The 17,216-nt window shown below is 73.3% G+C and carries 18 protein-coding genes; 5 read left to right on the top strand and 13 right to left on the bottom strand.

The window, feature by feature from the left end; all coding sequences use genetic code 11:
• Nucleotides 1-80: 80 nt before the first annotated feature.
• Entirely contained in the window at nucleotides 81-653 is a 573-nt protein-coding gene (locus ACFYYT_RS05780; RefSeq protein WP_351829295.1) for a PPA1309 family protein, read from the top strand.
• Nucleotides 654-714: 61 nt separating this feature from the next.
• On the opposite strand, the gene ACFYYT_RS05775 is transcribed toward ACFYYT_RS05780, so the two are convergent.
• The 4 genes from ACFYYT_RS05775 to ACFYYT_RS05760 form a co-directional block, all read right to left on the bottom strand.
• Nucleotides 715-1,803, bottom strand: a complete 1,089-nt coding sequence (locus ACFYYT_RS05775) for a PDZ domain-containing protein (RefSeq protein WP_351829292.1) — start codon at nucleotides 1,801-1,803, stop codon at nucleotides 715-717.
• A gap of 176 nt (nucleotides 1,804-1,979) precedes the next feature.
• Nucleotides 1,980-2,186 carry a hypothetical protein gene (locus ACFYYT_RS05770; RefSeq protein WP_266574041.1) on the bottom strand — a complete coding sequence of 69 codons (207 nt, stop codon included), beginning with the start codon at nucleotides 2,184-2,186 and terminating at the stop codon, nucleotides 1,980-1,982.
• Nucleotides 2,187-2,379: 193 nt separating this feature from the next.
• The gene (locus ACFYYT_RS05765; RefSeq protein WP_351829290.1) at nucleotides 2,380-2,841 is read right to left on the bottom strand and encodes a molybdenum cofactor biosynthesis protein MoaE; all 462 of its coding nucleotides are present in this window, start codon (nucleotides 2,839-2,841) and stop codon (nucleotides 2,380-2,382) included.
• 203 nt (nucleotides 2,842-3,044) lie between these two features.
• On the bottom strand, nucleotides 3,045-4,211 hold the full coding sequence (locus tag ACFYYT_RS05760) for an SDR family oxidoreductase (RefSeq protein WP_362861544.1): 1,167 nt from the start codon (nucleotides 4,209-4,211) through the stop codon (nucleotides 3,045-3,047).
• Nucleotides 4,212-4,403: 192 nt separating this feature from the next.
• Between ACFYYT_RS05760 and ACFYYT_RS05755 the strand changes: the two genes are divergently transcribed.
• Together ACFYYT_RS05755 and ACFYYT_RS05750 are read left to right on the top strand one after the other, a co-directional pair.
• Entirely contained in the window at nucleotides 4,404-5,879 is a 1,476-nt protein-coding gene (locus ACFYYT_RS05755) for a zinc-dependent metalloprotease (RefSeq protein ID WP_351828711.1), read from the top strand.
• A complete protein-coding gene (locus tag ACFYYT_RS05750) occupies nucleotides 5,876-6,406 on the top strand; it encodes an NUDIX hydrolase (protein WP_351828709.1) in 531 nt (176 codons plus the stop codon). Before ACFYYT_RS05755 ends, ACFYYT_RS05750 begins: the two co-directional genes overlap by 4 nt.
• A gap of 100 nt (nucleotides 6,407-6,506) precedes the next feature.
• On the opposite strand, the gene ACFYYT_RS05745 is transcribed toward ACFYYT_RS05750, so the two are convergent.
• From ACFYYT_RS05745 to ACFYYT_RS05730, 4 genes are all read right to left on the bottom strand, one after another.
• Nucleotides 6,507-7,262: an AIM24 family protein gene (locus tag ACFYYT_RS05745; protein WP_351828707.1), complete on the bottom strand. Its 756-nt coding sequence runs from the start codon at nucleotides 7,260-7,262 to the stop codon at nucleotides 6,507-6,509.
• Nucleotides 7,263-7,277: 15 nt separating this feature from the next.
• Entirely contained in the window at nucleotides 7,278-7,958 is a 681-nt protein-coding gene (locus ACFYYT_RS05740) for an AIM24 family protein (RefSeq protein ID WP_351828720.1), read from the bottom strand.
• A gap of 29 nt (nucleotides 7,959-7,987) precedes the next feature.
• On the bottom strand, nucleotides 7,988-9,712 hold the full coding sequence (locus ACFYYT_RS05735; RefSeq protein ID WP_351828704.1) for a TerD family protein: 1,725 nt from the start codon (nucleotides 9,710-9,712) through the stop codon (nucleotides 7,988-7,990).
• Nucleotides 9,713-9,882: 170 nt separating this feature from the next.
• Nucleotides 9,883-10,479, bottom strand: coding sequence for a M48 family metallopeptidase (locus ACFYYT_RS05730; protein WP_385323163.1), 597 nt, complete (start codon nucleotides 10,477-10,479; stop codon nucleotides 9,883-9,885).
• A 154-nt stretch (nucleotides 10,480-10,633) separates the two neighbouring features.
• On the opposite strand from ACFYYT_RS05730, the gene ACFYYT_RS05725 reads away from it, so the two are divergent.
• Complete coding sequence (locus tag ACFYYT_RS05725; RefSeq protein ID WP_351828700.1) at nucleotides 10,634-11,743, top strand: ThiF family adenylyltransferase; 1,110 nt, start codon at nucleotides 10,634-10,636, stop codon at nucleotides 11,741-11,743.
• 149 nt (nucleotides 11,744-11,892) lie between these two features.
• A complete protein-coding gene (locus ACFYYT_RS05720) occupies nucleotides 11,893-13,221 on the top strand; it encodes an AarF/ABC1/UbiB kinase family protein (protein ID WP_351828697.1) in 1,329 nt (442 codons plus the stop codon).
• 30 nt (nucleotides 13,222-13,251) lie between these two features.
• Here ACFYYT_RS05720 and ACFYYT_RS05715 read toward each other — a convergent pair whose 3' ends face one another.
• The 5 genes from ACFYYT_RS05715 to ACFYYT_RS05695 all read right to left on the bottom strand — a co-directional run bounded on the left by ACFYYT_RS05715 (nucleotide 13,252) and on the right by ACFYYT_RS05695 (nucleotide 17,194).
• Nucleotides 13,252-13,458, bottom strand: a complete 207-nt coding sequence (locus ACFYYT_RS05715; protein ID WP_351828696.1) for a hypothetical protein — start codon at nucleotides 13,456-13,458, stop codon at nucleotides 13,252-13,254.
• A 116-nt stretch (nucleotides 13,459-13,574) separates the two neighbouring features.
• Nucleotides 13,575-13,907 (bottom strand): hypothetical protein, encoded by a 333-nt coding sequence (locus ACFYYT_RS05710; protein ID WP_351828695.1) that lies wholly within the window; start codon nucleotides 13,905-13,907, stop codon nucleotides 13,575-13,577.
• Nucleotides 13,904-14,275 (bottom strand): WhiB family transcriptional regulator, encoded by a 372-nt coding sequence (locus tag ACFYYT_RS05705; protein ID WP_351828693.1) that lies wholly within the window; start codon nucleotides 14,273-14,275, stop codon nucleotides 13,904-13,906. Before ACFYYT_RS05705 ends, ACFYYT_RS05710 begins: the two co-directional genes overlap by 4 nt.
• A 184-nt stretch (nucleotides 14,276-14,459) precedes the next feature.
• Complete coding sequence (locus ACFYYT_RS05700; RefSeq protein WP_351828690.1) at nucleotides 14,460-14,783, bottom strand: hypothetical protein; 324 nt, start codon at nucleotides 14,781-14,783, stop codon at nucleotides 14,460-14,462.
• A 167-nt stretch (nucleotides 14,784-14,950) separates the two neighbouring features.
• Nucleotides 14,951-17,194: an ATP-dependent DNA helicase UvrD2 gene (locus ACFYYT_RS05695; protein WP_351828687.1), complete on the bottom strand. Its 2,244-nt coding sequence runs from the start codon at nucleotides 17,192-17,194 to the stop codon at nucleotides 14,951-14,953.
• Nucleotides 17,195-17,216 lie beyond the last annotated feature (22 nt).

Here is a 17,216-nt window from a genome sequence, read left to right as displayed (position 1 = left end):
GGGCCCCCGATCGTAGGGCCCACCCATGCAACTTACTGAGGCTTTAGTCAGTTCCCGGTATCGGGGAGAAAGGAGGCAGGATGTTGCCCATGTCCAACCTTTCGCCCTCCCCCGGCACCCCGATGGCGGCCAGTCCGCTCACCCGCGCCGTCCTCGAGATCGACGAGTACGCCTCCACCCTCGGCTGGGACAAGCCCGCCCGGCTCTTCGCCCTGGTCGACACGGCCCGGCTGCGCAGGTCGGAGCCCGGGCTCGCGAACCAGCTCGGAACCGACCAGGACGACACCGGCAAGAACCAGCTGACGCCGATCGAGCAGGACCAGGTGCCGGCCGGGATGCCGCTGGACAAGTTCCTGGGAACCATCGCGTGGCCCGACGCGATCCTCGGCTGCGCCCTGACCGTCGAGCGGCTGATGCTCCCGCCGTCCGCGGAGGCCTCCGTACCGGAGGGGCTCAGCGACAAGCAGCTGGCCAAGTGGGTCGCCGCGCACCCCGACCGGCAGGAGGTGCGGCTGACCGTGGGCGTGCTGCGCGACGGCTCGCGCGAGTCCGCGGTGCGGCTGCGGGAGAAGGACTCCTCCAGCGAGGTGCTGACCGGGGCGACCCTGGTGCCGGGCCTGGCCGAGGCCCTGTCCGCGACCTTCCTGGACTAGCCGCGCCCGCCGGCGGGGGCGGTGGGGACGGCCGCGCCCACGGCCCCGGCCACGGCCCCGGTCAGGACTTCGTGCACCGCGGCAGCCCCGCCGTGTCGCCCTTGCCGATCTTCTGCAGCGCCTTCGTGGCGTCGTCGATGGTGTCCACCTTGACCAGGGTCAGGCCGTCGGGCACGTGCGCGGCGGCCGCGGCGCAGTTGTCGGCCGGGGTGAGGAAGTACTCGGCTCCGGCCTGGCGGGCGCCGATGGTCTTCATCTGGATGCCGCCGATGGGGCCGACCTTGCCCGCGTCGTCGATGGTGCCGGTGCCCGCGATGAACTTCCCGCCGGTGAGGCTCTCCGGGTTGAGCTTGTCGACGATGCCGAGGGCGAACATCAGCCCGGCGCTGGGCCCGCCGACGTCGGCGAGCTTGATGTCGATGGGGAACGGGAAGGTGTGGTCGGTCCCGGCGCGGATGCCGACGATGGCGTGGCCGTCCTCCGGCGCCTTGCCCGCGGTGACGGTGACCTTGCCGGTGGCCGTCGGCTCGCGGCCCGCCTTCTCGGCCTCGGCCGCCTCGGCGGCCGGGACGATGGTGAACTCCACCGGCTCGCCGGGCTTGTGCTTGGTCACCAGCTTGGCCACGTCGCCGGGGGCGGTGACCGGCGCGCCGTCGACTTCCCTGATCACGTCCCCGGCGTGCAGCCGGCCCTCGGAGGGGCTGCCCTTGACCACGGTGGAGACGATGACGCGGGCGGACACCGGGATGCCGAGCTGCTTGAGGGCGGCCACCTTGGCGCTCTCCTGCGACTGGCTGAACTCCTCGGCGTTCTCCTGCGTCGACTCCTTGTCCGTCTTGCCGTTCGGGTAGAGGTTCTCGTGCGGTACGACGATGTTGTCGTCGGCCAGCCAGCCGTACACGGCCTCGAGCAGGTTCATGTCGTAGTCGGCGCCGGTGACGCGGACCGTGGTCATGTTGAGGTGACCGCTGGTCGGGTACGTCTTGTGGCCCGAGATGTTCAGGACCGGCTCGCCGCGGGAGTCCCCGAGGGTGTTCACGGTCGGGCCGGGGCTCATCTCGGAGTACGGGACCTTGATGAACACCCCTGCGCAGAGAAGCGCGAACAGCACGAGGAAGGAGGCGAGCATCGTCGCGGTGCGGCGTGGCATGGACCGACAGTACGGGACGGCCTCGGGGGGCGGCCCGTGGGGCCGGTCCGTCCGGGGTCCGCGGGCGGAACTCTCAGGGGATTCTCAGCTCGTGCGCTCTGCGGAGCGGCTCGGAACGGCTCGGCGGAACTCTCTCGCGGGCCGGACGCCGGGTGGGAAGGGGCTCACGGGACGCGTCAGACGGCGTCGGAACCGGAGTGCGCCTTCTCTTTCGTCCGGGCCCGATGGGCTCGGTCGGCCTTGTCCATGACCTCGCGGAACCTCGCGTAACCGGCGAGTTCCGATATGTCGCCTTGAGTGCGGTCGCGCGCCGCCCAGCTGCCCCATATCGCCGCTCCGATGGCGGCGAACAGCGGAATCAGCAACCACGCCAGTGACGCCATGGACGTGCCTCCCTGCCCCGAAAGTACGTGTCGTTGGTGGCTTCAACGCTCGTGCCCGGGAAGGGGTTACGCAAATCGAGGGCGTGTTGCGCGGCCGAACGGGTGTGAGGGTACCGCCACCCGGGTCGAGTCCCACGCCCGGGGCACCGGGACGGCCCCCTCGCCCGTTCGGCGGCGCCGCCGCAGCGCCGCCTCAGCAGGCGCCGACCCACTCCTCCGTGCCGTCCGCGAAGGTCTGGTGCTTCCAGATCGGGACCTCGTGCTTGAGGTCGTCGATCAGCATCCGGCAGGCCTCGAAGGCCTCGCCGCGGTGCGGGCAGGAGACGGCGACGACCACAGCCAGGTCGCCGACGGCCAGATCGCCGATGCGGTGGACCGCCGCCAGGGCGCGGACCGGGTACTTCGCGACGACGCGCTCGGCGACGCGCCGCATCTCGGCCTGCGCCGTCGGGTGGCAGGAGTAGCCGAGCGAGTCGACGTCGGCGCCGCCGTCGTGGTCGCGCACCGTGCCGACGAACAGGGTCGTGCCTCCGGTCGCGTCGTCGCCGACGGCCCGGAAGACCTCGTCGATCGAGAGCGGGGAGTCACGGATGTCGAGCAGGCGGATCGGGTCCTGAGCGGCCTGCTCGCCGGGGTGGTCGAAGTGCGGTGCCATGTCTTCCATCGTGCCCTAGGGGCCGGGGTGGCGGAATAGCCGTTTCGCCCGGGGCGGGCGCACCGGCTTGGGAGCCTCCTACAGGAGCCCCGCGGCCCGGGACCCGGGCCGCCCGCAACCGGCGGGGCCGGCGGGGCGCGCGGGGGCGGCGGGGCGCGCCGGGCCGACGGGGCGCGCGGGGCCGCCCCCGCGCCCCGGCCCGGTCACAGGCCCCGGCGCTTGCGGGCCCGGCGGACCGCAGCGGCGGCGCCCAGCAGGGCCACCGTCGCGCCCGCGGCGCCCGCGGCCGTGGCGGCGTCCTTGCGGCCCAGCCTGCGGCCCACCACGGTGTGCCGGCCCGCCACCTCCTGGAGCAGCTCCGCCAGCACCTCCTCGTTGGTCCAGCGGGGCCGCCAGCCGGCCGCGTGCAGCCCGCTGACGCTGACCACCCACGGATGCATCGTGTACGCGAGGTCCCCGGCCGGGGACGGCGTCAGGCCGATCCGGTGCAGCCGGGCCGCCGCGCCCAGGGCGACCGCCGAGGGCAGCTCCATGCGGCGGATGCCGCTCAGCTCCTCGACCTCCTCCTGCTCCAGCCAGCCCTCGCAGCCGACCGCCAGCTCGCCCTCGGCCTTCTCCAGCGCCGCGTACTCCAGGGCGCTGACCAGGTCCTCGACGTGGCAGAACTGCCAGGTGGGCCGGGAGCCCGCGACGACGAGCAGGCGCGGGGACTCGAAGTACCGGGTCAGGGCGGTGTCGGTGCCGCCGACCAGGACCGCCGGACGGACCACCGTCACGTTCAGCCCGGGGTGCGCCCGGGGCGCCCGGCGGCCCAGGCGCTCGATCTCCAGGAGGTCGCCGACGCCGGTCGCCTCGGCGGTGGCGCGCAGCTCGGAGTCCTCCGAGAGCGGGATGTCGTTGTCCGGGAGGGCCCCGTAGACCATCGCGGACGTGCAGAGCACGACCCGGTGCACCCCGGCGGCCGCGGCGGCGGTCAGGACGGTCTGGGTCCCGCGCACGTTGTACGCCGTACGGGCCGCCGGGTCGGTCTCCAGGTCGAGGTCGAGCGCGAGGTGCACGACGACGTCCGCGCCGCGCAGCTTCTCGGCGATCGCGGGGTCGCGCACGTCCAGGACGTGCCACTGCGCGGCCGCGCAGTCCCCGCGCCGTTCGTCGATGGCGACGACCTGCTTGACCTCGTCCGATGCGACGAGGCGGCTCACCAGGGCCGCGCCGACCCCGGACGCGGCTCCCGTCACCGCGATCACGGGGCTGTGCCGTCGGGGTTCGGGCTGGTTTCGCGGCTGGCGAACGCCGGGGGCGCTGTCACCGTGCTCAGGGCGGTTTTCGGCGTCGTGCGGCGCGCGAGCCTGCGGATCTGGGGAACTCACCGGGCGTCTCCAGCGGTTGTCTTCAGTGGGGGCGCGCCGTGACGCGTACCCACCAGGTGATGTCCATCCTGCCGCAGCCCAGGAGTCGGCGGAGCACCGAGCCCGGAAGCGGGAGGGGTGTCTACGCTGGGTGGTGTTGTCGGACCATTGCCCGTCGGCTCCCGCCGGCGGCCCTACGAGCCGAGGAAACCCGTGAGCGACACCCCATTCGGATTCGGCCTTCCGCCGGAGGAGCCGGAGAACGGCGACGAGGGCAAGAAGGGCGGGCAGGGCGGTCCCGCGAATCCGTTCGGGTTCGGCCCGGGCGGCCTGCCGGGCGGTGCGGACAATCCGTTCGCCGCGATGTTCGGTGCGATGAACCCGAACGACCTGGGTGCCGCCTTCCAGCAGCTCGGCCAGATGCTGAGCTACGAGGGCGGTCCGGTCAACTGGGACATGGCCAAGGACATCGCCCGCCAGACCGTCGCGCAGGGCACGGCGGACGGCGTGAAGGACCGGAGCGTCGGCGTCGCCGAGAAGTCGGCGGTCGAGGAGGCGGTGCGCCTCGCCGACCTGTGGCTGGACGGGGTGACCTCCCTTCCGTCGGGTGCCAACGCCGCCGTGGCGTGGAGCCGGGCGGAGTGGGTCGAGGCGACCCTGCCGGTGTGGAAGGAGCTCGTCGACCCGGTCGCCGAGCGCGTCGGCGCGGCCATGGGCGGCGTCCTGCCCGAGGAGATGCAGGCCATGGCGGGCCCGCTGCTCGGCATGATGCGTTCCATGGGCGGGGCCATGTTCGGCCAGCAGATCGGCCAGGCCGTGGGCACCCTCGCGGGCGAGGTCGTCGGCTCCACCGACATCGGGCTGCCGCTGGGCCCGGCCGGGCGGGCGGCGCTGCTGCCGCTGAACATCGAGGCCTTCGGCAAGGACCTCGGCGTCCCCTCGGACGAGGTACGGCTGTACCTGGCGCTGCGCGAGGCGGCCCACGCCCGGCTCTTCGCCCACGTGCCGTGGCTGCGCTCGCACCTGTTCGGTGCGGTCGAGGGTTACGCCCGCGGCATCAAGGTCGACACCTCGAAGCTGGAGGACGTGGTCGGCCAGCTCGACCCGACGAACCCGGAGCAGCTCCAGGAGGCGCTCCAGGGCGGCATGTTCCAGCCGCAGGACACCCCGGAGCAGAAGGCCGCCCTGGCCCGCCTGGAGACGGCGCTCGCGCTGGTCGAGGGCTGGGTGGACGCGGTCGTGCACGAGGCGGCCAAGCCGCGTCTGACCTCGGCCGACGCCATGCGCGAGACGATGCGCCGGCGCCGTGCCTCGGGCGGCCCGGCGGAGCAGACCTTCGCGACGCTGATCGGGCTGGAGCTGCGGCCCCGGCGGCTGCGCGACGCCTCGCGGCTGTGGGCCTCGCTCACCGACGCGCGCGGTGTGGACGGCCGGGACGGGCTGTGGGAGCACCCGGACATGCTGCCGACGGCCTCCGACCTGGACGACCCGGACGGGTTCGTGCACCGCGAGCAGCTGGACTTCTCCGAGATCGACAAGATGCTCGGAGAGGCCGCGCGCAAGCGCGACGGAGCCGCCGGCGAGACCGGCGGCAAGACCGGCGGGGAGCCCGGCGGAAAGACCAGCGGGGAGCCCGGCGGCAAGGGCGAAGGCAAGAGCGGCGAAGAGAACGGCGAAGACGAGAAGTGAGCCTGCACGAAGACGCGGTCCTGGTCCTGAAGCGGTACGAGGACCAGCCCGAGCTCCGCGACCTGTACCTGGAGCACCTCGCCGCCCACCCGGACGGGCTCTACAAGCCCTGCACGGCGGGGCACATCACCGGCAGCGCCCTGGTCGTCGACCCGGAGGGCGGGCGCGTCCTGCTGACCCTGCACCGGAAGCTGGGCGTCTGGCTCCAGATGGGCGGTCACTGCGAGCCCGGTGACGCCACCCTCGCCGACGCGGCGCTGCGCGAGGCCGTCGAGGAGTCCGGGATCGCCTCCGGGCTGACGCTGCTCGCGGGCGGCCCGGTGCGGCTGGACCGGCATCCGATCCCGGCGCCGTGCAACTGGCACCTGGACGTGCAGTACGCCGCGCTGGCTCCGGCCGGTGCGGTGGCGGAGATCAGCGAGGAGTCGCTGGACCTGCGCTGGTTCGCGTACGAGGAGGTGGCGGCGGTGGCCGACACCTCGGTCGTGCGGCTGCTGGAGGCCACCCGGGCCCGCCTCGGCGGCTGATCGCGGGCGCATGGCGAGAGGGGCGGCCCCGTGCGGGGCCGCCCCTCTCGGCGCGTGCGCGCACGGTCCGGCGCCGTGTGCGCGGCCGGACCGGTGCCGGTCAGTTCCAGGCGTTGTTCTGGTTCTGGGCGTGGGCGCCGTGCTGGCCCATGCCGTACTGCGCGGCCATGCCCTGCCCGAGCACGGCGTTCTGCGGCGGCAGCGCCTCGCTGGGCTGGACCAGCGCGAAGCCGGTGCCGAGGAAGCTGAGCTCCCAGCCCTCGCCGGTGTTGCCACGGCGCCGCCAGACGCCCGTGGAGTGCGTCTGGGCCTGCATCTGCACGCGCAGCGAGGTGGACCAGGCGACGATGGCGTCGGCGTCGGCGTTGACGTACTTGTCCGGCGTGACCTGCATCATCAGCGGCTGTCCGGAGGTCATGAGGGCGACCTTGCCGCGTCCGCTGATGTTGAGCTGGTACTTGCCCGAGCCGGAGATCCCGTACTGGCTGTCCACGGCGATGGCCTCGGTGTGCAGGGTGGAGTCCAGGGCCAGCACGTAGCCGCTGTCGACGGTGAGGCCGTCCTGGTCCACGTCCACGACGTGCACGTACTGGGCGAGGTTGGCCAGGTAGACCGTGCCCTGCCCGGAGCAGCGCATCAGGTCGAGGCCCTCGCCGGTGCGGGCGCGCGAGGTGCGCTGGGTCGTGCTCTGGTACTCGCCGTCGAAGTCGATGATGCCCTGGTAGGCGACCATGGCGCCCTTGCGGGCGAGGACGTCGTCGGAGCCGGTCAGCGAGACCCTCAGGAGCTGGGGGTTCTGGACGGTGTACCGGTCCTGGGACTGCGCTTCCGCGTAGCCGAAAAGTGCGCTCTGCATGTTGTCCGCTCCCCCTCAGCCCCGGGTCCGGAGCCGGTCGGTGCTGTCCTCGCTGGGCTGTACGACGACGATGCCCTGGCCGGAGAAGGCCATCTGGTAGGCCTCCCCGCTGCCCCGGCCGATCATCGACGAGGCCTTGAAGCTGCGCTTCCCCTTGACCTTGAGCTTCGGGGACCAGGCGACGAGCGCGTCCGGGTCGACGTACGTCTCGTCCTCGCCGCGGCCGCAGTCGACCACGATCGGGGTGCCGCGGGAGGTGATGGCGACCCATCCGGTGCCGGAGACCTGGACGTTGAAGAGGCCCTGGCCGGCGAACTTCGCCATGCCCTTGACCCGCTCGACGCCCCACTGGAGGTGGGCGTCGAAGGCGAGGAGGTTGGTGCCGTTGACGGAGAGGGCGTCGTTGTCGAGGTTGATGCAGACGACGTCGGCGCCGTAGTCGGCGAGGTAGAGCAGGCCGTCGCCGGTGGCCTTCATCAGCGGGGCGCCCTCGCCGGTCAGCCACTGCGAGGCCATCTGGCGCACGGCGGGCGGGTTGGGCTCGTACTGGACGAAGCCCTCGTAGGCGACCATCGAGCCGGTGCGGGCGAAGAGGTCCTGGCCGCTCTGCATGGCGACCTTGAGCATGGCGCGGCCGTGGTTCTCCATGCGGGCCGTGACGGGGGTGGGGGCGTAGCCCGCGAGCTGCTGGTTCATTGCGTTCATGGCGTTCATGTGGGGCTCCCTCAGACCTCGTACGGCTGGACGACGATGAAGTTGCCGGGGGCGCCGCGGAACTGGAGGTTCACGGTCTCGCCGCTGTGGCCGGGGTAGGCGTTGCGGCGCAGGCGCACCTGGCTGGAGATGATCACCTGGGAGGCGGCCGACCACGCGACGATGGCGTTGCTGTCCGCGAAGGTGGTCGGGGTGACGGGCAGGACGACCGGGACGCCGTGCGTCTTGACGATCACGGTGCCGGAGCCCTGGAAGAGCATCGTGAACAGGGCGCCGCCGGGGATGCCGTGGCCCTCGATGCGGCGGACCTCGTGCTGGAGGGACTCGTCGAAGGCGAGGACGGACTCGGCGGAGACGCAGATGCCGTCGCCCTGGAGCTCGATGGCGTGCAGGTGGGCGCCGTTCTCGGCGAGGAAGACCTGGCCGCGGCCGGTGCAGCGCATCAGCTGCATCTCCTGGCCGGTGGCGTTGCCGACGATGCGGCCGGCGAAGCCCGCTCCCTTGTAACTGAAGTCGACCTTGCCCTGGTAGAGGACCATGCTGCCCTGGCGGGCGAGGACGGCCTGGCCGCCCATCGACAGGTCGACGCGCATGAGCTGCTGGTTCTGCGGGGTCCAGCGGGCGCCCGTGGGGGCTTCCTTGTACGGCTGGAGGGCGGCGGCGAGACCGGCCCCGGCGGCGGCCTGCGGGGCGTGGCCGTAGGCGGGCGGGGGCTGCTGCCCGTACGGCTGGCCGGGCTGCTGCCCGTACGGCTGGGCCGGGACCTGGCCGTAGGGGGCCTGGGGGGCCTGGCCGTACGGGGCCTGCGGGGCCTGGCCGTAGGGCGGGGCGGGGGCCGGGGGCGGGACCTGGCCGCCGTACGAGGAGTGCGGCTGCTGCTGGCCGCCGTACGAGGGCGGGCCGGGCTGCTGCGGCGGGTGGGGCGGGTGGCCGTACGGGGCCGCGGGGGCGGGCGGCACCAGCGGGGCGATCATCGTCGGCGCCGAGTGCACCGGCGCGGGGGCCGGGGGCTGCGGCGGCGCCGCGTAGGGCGCGGGCTGGTGCGGCTGGTGGTGCTGGGGCTGCGGCGGCTGGGGCTGGTGGTGCGGCTGGGCCGGGGCTGCGAAGGACGGCGCCGGGGCGGCCTGCTGCGGGGGCGGGGCGAAGCCGGGCGCGGCCGCCTGCGGCGGGGCCTGGGCCGGCACCTGCTGCTGCGGCTGCTCCTCTTCCTCGGCGACCTCGCCGCCGAAGTTCCGCAGCAGCGCGTCGAGACCGCCGTCGAAGCCCTGGCCGACGGCGGCGAAGCGCCACACGTCCTTCAGGTAGAAGTCGCCGATCATCAGGGCGCGCTCGGTGCTGAACTCGGAGCCGGTGAAGGAGTACCGGACGACTTCCTCGCCGCCCGCCACGACCCGGATGTAGCCGGGGCCGATCTGCGACATCTGGCCGGGGCCGTCGAGGGTCGCGGTGAACGACAGCCGGTGGATCGCCGCGGGCACCCGGTCGAGCGTCACCCGGAAGGATTCCGTGTCCCCGGCCTGCGCGCCGAGCTGCTGGATGGACTCCTCCGGCGACTTCGGCTGGTTGTAGAAGACGAAGTAACGGTCGTCCGAGAGCCGTTCGTCGGCGTCGAGGCCGAAGCAGCTGATGTCGAACGCGAGCCCGGGCCCGGTGATCTGGACGCCCACGTACAGATCGGTACCCGCCGTCAGATCACTGATCTTGGCCTTGTGGCCGCGTTGGAATTCCCTGGCCATACGTCCGACCGTCCCCCATCCCGACTGTGAATCCGTGCCGCCGGACCGCCTCGCGGCGATGCCTCGCCGGCATGCGTGCCGCTCAGGCTAACGGCTCCCGCCGACATCCGGCCAAGTCGGTACCGACCCGGTACACAATCGCCTTCCGTGACGGAAGGTCAGCGTCCGGATCACTCCTCCCGGTCCTCCGCGGGCCCCGGGAGGCGCTCCGCCGCGACGATTCCCTCCAGGAAGCCGCGGGCCCGCTCGGTCTTCGGGTAGGCCTCCAGCAGCTCCCAGAACCGGGGGCCGTGGCCGGGCACCAGCAGGTGCGCCAGCTCGTGGAGCAGCACGTAGTCCACGACGTACTCCGGCATGCCCTGGAGGCGGTGGGAGAGCCGGATGCTGCCCTCGGCCGGGGTGCAGGAGCCCCAGCGGGTGTTCTGGTTGGTGACCCAGCGGACCGACGCCGGGCGGGCGCGGCCGTCGAAGTACTGCTCCGAAAGACGTTCGGCGCGCTCGGTGAGTTCCGTGTCGCCGAGGGTGCGCTTGCTCTCCTGGGCGGCGAGCTTGTCCAGCATGACGCCCACCCAGCGGCGTTCCTCCGCCTCGGACATCCGGGCAGGGATCAGCACGACCGTCCGGTCACCCTCGCGGTAGGCGGAGACGGTCCTGCGGCGGCGCGCGCTCCGGCGGACTTCGACGGCGCGCTGGGGTGGGTCGGCGGACACGCCTCGAAGGTACCCGGTCGCCGTGGCGGAAGTCCCGCGCGTCCGCGGTTCGAACATGATCGATTCGGCGGGGATTCCGCGAACGCCCCCTTTCCCCATCTCATATGCCTTATGTGCCTGCCTGTGGACAACCCGGCGCACGGTGCGCGGCGGCCGGGCAAGGTGGTGCGGGACAGGGGAAGGCAGCGGAATCGGTCTCTGGGGGGATGTCGTGTATCCGAAGGTGAAGCCCGCGCTGGCACGGGCCTGGCGGGATCTGCAGACGGTCCAGTTCGGTGTGACGCCGGCCCACGCGGTGGTGCTCGGGCCGGTGGACACGGCCACCGGCTGGCTCATCGACCGGATCGACGGGACGCGCGGGATGGAGCTGTTACGGGCCGAGGCCCGGGCGGCGGGGCTCGCGGAGGGCCGGCTGGACGAGCTGGTGCGGCGCCTGGCGGGGGCCGGGCTGCTCGACGACCTCACCGCGGGAGGGCCCCGCGCCCAGGCGGTGCGCCGCCGCCCGGAGGCGCTGGAGCGGCTCGGGCCCGATCTGGGTTCGCTCTCCCTGGTGCACCGGGAGCCGGGGGGTGACTTGCGGGGGCTGGCGGCGCGGCGTGCGATACGGGTCCAGGTGCGCGGGAGCGGCCGGGTCGGGGCGGTGGTCGCGGCCGTCCTGGCGGGGGCCGGGGTGGGGCGGGTCGAGGTGCTCGACGGGGGCCGGGTGACGGCGGCCGATGTGGCTCCGGGCGGGCTGGGTCCCGCGAGCGTGGGCCGGCTGCGGGCGGAGGCGGCGGCCGCCCTCGTACGGGAGTCGGCTCCGGGCCGGGCGCCGCGTACGGGGGACCCCGAGGGGCCGGGGCCGGCGCCCGCGCTGGTGGTGGTCGCGCCCCGGGACGGGCTCCAGGCGTGGGCGCCCGATCCCGCGGTGGCGGCCGACTGGGTGGGCGCGGGCACCCCGCACCTGTACGCGGGGGTGCTGGAGGGGACGGGGCTGGTGGGGCCGCTGGTGTTGCCGGGGGCCACGGCCTGCGCCGGGTGCATGGAGCGCGACCGCGTCGACCGGGATCCGGCCTGGCCCCGGATGCTGGTGCAGTGGCGTTCGGCGCACCGCCGCCGGGCCACGGGGGCCTGCGATCTGGGGCTGTCCACGGCGGTGGCGGGACTGACCGCGGCCCACGCCCTGGCTTTCCTGGACGGCGAGCTCCCCGCCTCGACCGCCACCCGCTGGGAGGCCGCCCTCCCGGGGCTGCACTGGGAGCACTCCGCGCTACGGCCCCACCCGGACTGCCCGTGCGCGGCTGCGGCCCCCGCCGTGGAGGCCGGGGCGGTGCGGTCGTGAACGGCCGGACTCCGGCCGGACCGGGGCCGGACCGGGGGCGGGTGCCCGGGTCCGCCCGCGCAGGGGGTCATGACAGGATGCGTCGGGGGCCGAGGGGCCGTCCCGGAACCGCCGCTCGCGGCGCAGCCGTCTGGGAACTGGAGGGGCGAATGTCTGATCTTCCCCGGAAGGCGGTCACCCGTACCGTCAAGCTGGCCGCGCTGCCGCTGGGTATCGCGGGGCGCGCGACCTGGGGCCTGGGCAAGCGCATCGGAGGCAAGTCGGCCGAGATCGTGGCCCGTGAGCTCCAGCAGCGCACCGCCGAGCAGTTGTTCCGCACCCTCGGCGAGCTGAAGGGGGGCGCCATGAAGTTCGGGCAGGCCCTTTCGGTGTTCGAGTCGGCGCTGCCCGAGGAGGTCGCGGGCCCCTACCGGGCGGCGCTGACCAAGCTCCAGGAGGCGGCCCCGCCGCTGCCGGCGGCGCGGGTGCACCAGGTGCTGGCGGAGCGGCTCGGCGAGGACTGGCGCGAGCTCTTCGAGGAGTTCGAGGACAAGCCTGCCGCGGCGGCCTCGATCGGGCAGGTCCACCGAGCGGTGTGGCACGACGGCCGGCAGGTGGCGGTCAAGGTCCAGTACCCGGGGGCCGGGGAGGCGCTGCTGTCCGACCTCAAGCAGCTGAGCCGGTTCGCCGGGCTGCTCGGTCCGCTGATTCCGGGCATGGACATGAAGCCCCTGATCACCGAGCTGCGGGACCGGGTAGCGGAGGAGCTGGACTACGAGCTGGAGGCGCAGGCGCAGCGGATCCACGCGGACGCCTTCGACGGCGACCCGGACGTGGTCGTCCCGGATGTCGTCCACCAGGGCGACCAGGTGCTGGTGACCGAGTGGATGGAGGGCGTGCCGCTGTCGGAGATCGTCGCCGACGGCACGCCGGAGGAGCGCGACGGCGCCGGTCAGCTGCTGGCCCGGTTCCTCTTCTCCGGACCCGCGCGCACCGGGCTGCTGCACGCCGACCCGCATCCGGGGAACTTCCGGCTGATCACGGGGGCGGACGGCCGGCTGCGGCTGGGCGTGCTCGACTTCGGCACGGTCGACCGGCTGCCGGGCGGCTGGCCCGAGCCCATAGGCCGCTCGCTGCGGATGACCCTGGACGGGGACGCCGAGGGGGTCTACGGACATCTGCGGGCCGAGGGCTTCGTGAAGGAGTCCATCGCGCTCGACCCGGACGCGGTGCTCGACTACCTGAAGCCGATCATCGAGCCCGCCGAGGCCGAGGAGTTCACCTTCACCCGTCCGTGGCTGCGCGGCCAGGCGGCGCGGATCGCCGATCCCCGCTCCCCCGCGCACCAGTTGGGGCGGCAGATCAACCTGCCGCCCTCGTACCTGCTGATCCACCGGGTCACCCTGAGCACCATCGGGGTGCTGTGCCAGCTGGGCGCGACGGTACGGCTGCGCGACGAACTGGAGGCGTGGCTTCCGGGGTTCCTGCCCGAGGGCTGAGTCCCGGGCCGGGGCCGCAGGCGGCCGGTGTCACCACCAGGCGGAGTCGAGGCGGCCCTCGATCGCCCGGAGGTTGGCGCGCGCGCAGTCGACGCAGAAGTACTGTCTGGTCCCGTTCTCCACCGAGCAGGTCCAGGTGGGCGGGGCGCCGTCCGGGGAACGGGCCCCGCATCGCGCGCAGACGACGGGCTGGGCCCCGGATCCCGGCGGCGAGGGCTGGGGAGGGTGCTGGTCCACCTCCAGACGATATCCCCGCGGGGGCGCGGGCCGCTCCGCAACGCACCGGGGGGACCGGTCCGTTCGGACCGGTCCCCCCGGGTGGTTCAGTCGGTGGCTCGCGGGCTCACCGGCCGTCAGTGCATGACGGCCATGGCGAGCGCGCGCCGGGCGCGCAGCGAGACGCGCTCGGCCTTGCGCTGCATGCGCCGGGCGGCGACCAGGCGCAGGGCGTGACGCTCGGCGTCCGCCTCACGCATGCGGTCGTCCATATGGGCACGAGCCAGGGCTTCTGGGATGAGTTGCATTTCGCGGGTCCTGTTCTGACGCGAGGTGATCGCGCCGGCGGTGATGAAGTCTGCGGTGGCGGAGCCGTGCGGCTGCTCGCTCGTGGTGGCGTGGGGGGACATGAGGGCCTGCTTCAGGGGGTCGTGCGTCAGGGGGCGGTCGATGGTTCCGATGGCGGTCATGCCGCTGCAACCGGGTTCTTGCGCGGACGGCCACGCGGACGCTTGCGCGCCACGACGACGCCCTGGACGAAGAGCTCGCCGCCCCAGACGCCCCAGGGCTCGCGACGCTCCTTGGCCCCGGCGAGGCAGGCCTCGACCAGCGGGCAGGTGCCGCAGAGGGACTTGGCGTACTCGACGTCGGCCGGGGACTCGGCGAAGAAGACCTCGGGGTCAAAGGTGCGGCAGGGAACCGGGACGCCGAGGTTCTCGATGGCGTCGTCGAGCGCGGTGAGCGCGGTGAGGGGGGTCAAGGTGGAGTCCTCCGGGACTGCGGGCGGGGAGATCGTTTGGCTCTGCGGTACGGACGGGGCGTGCGCTTCGAGTTGCACGGTGTTTTTCTTCCTCGTCTTGTTCGACTAGTCGTTCCGGCCGGTCGGCCGGTCGCGGCTTGGTACCTGGTCTTGCCAGTCCCGAGGCCCCTTCGCTCCGCCGTCCCCGTTCGGGGACAAACAGAAGGGCCGCGGATCCCGGGTGGGGTTCCGCGGCCCTGAAGGCGCCGGCCTGATCATGAGATCAGGCTGGATCACTCCAGGGTTCGAGCCCGCGGAAGGCCCACATCAGGTGGTGCTGGTGCTTCTTGGTCTGCGTCTGCGTCTGGGATCCGGCACCGGCTGCGGCCGCGAAGCCATAGGCGGCGTGCGCCTGGGCTTCCAGTACTGCCACCGGTGCCTGGGTCGGTCGCTCGTTGCGCTCGCTGACCCGAAGGGTCGCCAGGAGGGCGGGGCTGCCGGCGGAAATCGCGGACAGACCGGTACCCAGGTTGGAGACGGAGCCGAGCAGGCAGGAAGCGTCGACCGAGCGATCGGTCATTTTGGTGAAGGTCTTGAAGCTGGCCACTGGTCTCGCCTCCTCTCGGCGTCTCGGGGACGGGGCCCGGGGGCCTGTCCCATGCGTATTCGGATAAGTACAGCACGGATCCAGGGCTTCGGAGAAGCCACCGTTTCCGTTGCTAAGAACCTATGGGGATCCGCCGGGCATGTGCAAACTATTTTTCCGACGAGTTTCTACGCGTCGTCAGAATCCGCCCCGGCAGGCTCCTGGCCTGCGCAGATGGCCAGGACATCGGCGCCGTACCGCTCGAGCTTGCGGCCACCCACGCCGGAGATCATCGAGAGCTCCCCGGCCTCGGAGGGCGAGGCCTCCGCGATGGCCATGAGGGTCTTGTCGGTGAAGACGCAGTACGCGGGCAGCCCCTGGGCCTTCGACTGGGCCGCGCGCCAGTCGCGCAGCCGCTCGTAGAGCCCTTCGTCCATGTCGGACGGACAGTCCTCGCAGCGCATCAGTTTGATGTCGCCGGCCTCCGTCAGGGTCCGGCCGCAGACCCGGCACAGCGCCGGGCCGCGGCGGCCGCGCTTGCGGGCGCCGCCCTCGGCCGGGGCCCCGGTCCGGCTCGCGGGGGCCGCGGAGCCCGGCCGCAGGCCGTTCAGGAAGCGGCTGGGGCGACGGGAGGCCCGCCCGCCCGGAGCCCGGGAGAGCGCCCAGGAGAGCGTCAGGTGCACCCGCGCGCGGGTGACGCCGACGTACAGCAGCCGGCGCTCCTCCTCGACCTGCTCGTCGGTCTTGGCGTAGGTGATCGGCACCATGCCGTCGGTGAGGCCGACCAGGAAGACGGCGTCCCACTCCAGGCCCTTCGCCGCGTGCAGCGAGGCCAGGGTGACGCCCTGGACGGTCGGCGCGTGCTGGACGGCCTTGCGCTCCTCCAGCTCGACGGCGAGGTCGGCCAGGGTCGCGCCGGGGCGGGCCCGGGCGAAGTCCTCGGCCAGGCGGACCAGCGCGGCCAGGGATTCCCACTGGTCGCGCACGGCGCCGGAGCCGGCGGGCGGCTCGGCGGTCCAGCCGGTGGAGCTGAGCACGGCCCGGACCTGGGAGCCCAGCTCCACGACGTCTTCGAGCAGCGGATCGTTGCTGCCGCCCGAGCGGGCGGCCCCGCGCAGGGCGAGGACGGCCTTCTGCACCTCGGCCCGCTCGAAGAACCGCTCGGCCCCGCGCAGCTGGTACGGGACCCCGGCGTCGGCCAGGGCCTGCTCGTACACCTCGGACTGGGCGTTGATGCGGTAGAGGACGGCGATCTCCCCGGCGGGGACGCCGGCCGCGATGAGGTCCCGGACCCGGCCGGCGACGCCCTCGGCCTCGGCGGGCTCGTCCGGGTACTCGGCGTACACGGGGGCGGGGCCGGGCTCGCGCTGGGAGACCAGCTCCAGGCGGTGTTCGGCGGCCCGGCCCTTGGCCTGGCCCAGCAGGCCGTTGGCGAGGTGGACCACCTGGGGGGTGGAGCGGTAGTCGCGGACCAGCTTGACCACGGTGGCCTGCGGGTAGCGGTTGCGGAAGTTCAGGAGGTGGTCGGGGGTGGCGCCGGTGAAGGAGTAGATGGTCTGGCTGGCGTCCCCGACGACGCAGAGGGAGTCGCGCTCGCCGAGCCACAGGTCCAGCAGGCGCTGCTGGAGCGGGCTGACGTCCTGGTACTCGTCCACCACGAAGTGCTGGTACTGGGTGCGGATCTGCTCGGCGATGTCGTGGCGGTCCTGGAGGATGCCGACGGTGAGCAGCAGCACGTCCTCGAAGTCGATCATTCCGCGGTCGCGCTTGAGCTGTTCGTACACGCCGTAGATCTGGGCGGTCTCGGCCAGGTCCCGGGGGGCCTCGCGGCCCGCCTTGAGGGCGGCGGCCGGATAGTCGGCGGGCACGGTCTGGGTGACCTTGGCCCATTCGATCTCGCCGGTGACATCGCGCAGCTCGCCGCGGTCGAGGCGGATGCGGCAGCGGGCTCCGGCCTCGGCCACGAACTGGATCTTGCGCTCCAGGAGCCGGGGCACCTCGCCGCCCACGGCCCGGGGCCAGAAGTACTGGAGCTGGCGCAGCGCCGCGGAGTGGAAGGTGCGGGCCTGCACCCCGCCCGCGCCGAGGCTGCGCAGGCGCCCGCGCATCTCTCCGGCGGCGCGGTTGGTGAAGGTGACGGCCAGCACGCTGGCGGGCATCAGCTGGCCGGAACGCACCCCGTAGGCGATGCGGTGGGTGATCGCGCGGGTCTTGCCGGTACCGGCGCCCGCCAGCACGCACACCGGGCCGCGCAGGGTCGTGGCGACCTCGCGCTGCTCCGGGTCCAGGCCCAGGAGCACGGCGTCGGCGTCCGCCGCGCCACTGCCGGTGGCGGCCGGGAAGTCTGAGGAGTGCGTTGCTGATGTCACCCCGCCATGCTGCCAGGTCCCGGGAGGCGGACGGGATGACCGTCCACAGGTGGGGCCGTTCATCACACCGGTTCGCGGCCCCGGC

Source organism: Streptomyces sp. NPDC002032 (assembly GCF_042890765.1).
GTDB lineage: Bacteria > Actinomycetota > Actinomycetes > Streptomycetales > Streptomycetaceae > Streptomyces.
This window is presented reverse-complemented; position numbering and strand designations above follow the sequence as displayed.

Bases quoted from the DNA above. Each gene is read 5' to 3' on its own strand.
- ACFYYT_RS05730 (WP_385323163.1), bottom strand. From the start codon at position 10,479: ATGTTCGAACCGCGGACGCGCGGGACTTCCGCCACGGCGACCGGGTAC.
- ACFYYT_RS05780 (WP_351829295.1), top strand. From the start codon at position 81: ATGTTGCCCATGTCCAACCTTTCGCCCTCCCCCGGCACCCCGATGGCG.
- ACFYYT_RS05765 (WP_351829290.1), bottom strand. From the start codon at position 2,841: ATGGCACCGCACTTCGACCACCCCGGCGAGCAGGCCGCTCAGGACCCG.
- ACFYYT_RS05775 (WP_351829292.1), bottom strand. From the start codon at position 1,803: ATGCCACGCCGCACCGCGACGATGCTCGCCTCCTTCCTCGTGCTGTTC.
- ACFYYT_RS05735 (WP_351828704.1), bottom strand. From the start codon at position 9,712: ATGGCCAGGGAATTCCAACGCGGCCACAAGGCCAAGATCAGTGATCTG.
- ACFYYT_RS05770 (WP_266574041.1), bottom strand. From the start codon at position 2,186: ATGGCGTCACTGGCGTGGTTGCTGATTCCGCTGTTCGCCGCCATCGGA.
- ACFYYT_RS05710 (WP_351828695.1), bottom strand. From the start codon at position 13,907: ATGACCGCCATCGGAACCATCGACCGCCCCCTGACGCACGACCCCCTG.
- ACFYYT_RS05740 (WP_351828720.1), bottom strand. From the start codon at position 7,958: ATGAACCAGCAGCTCGCGGGCTACGCCCCCACCCCCGTCACGGCCCGC.
- ACFYYT_RS05695 (WP_351828687.1), bottom strand. From the start codon at position 17,194: ATGAACGGCCCCACCTGTGGACGGTCATCCCGTCCGCCTCCCGGGACC.
- ACFYYT_RS05720 (WP_351828697.1), top strand. From the start codon at position 11,893: ATGTCTGATCTTCCCCGGAAGGCGGTCACCCGTACCGTCAAGCTGGCC.
- ACFYYT_RS05745 (WP_351828707.1), bottom strand. From the start codon at position 7,262: ATGCAGAGCGCACTTTTCGGCTACGCGGAAGCGCAGTCCCAGGACCGG.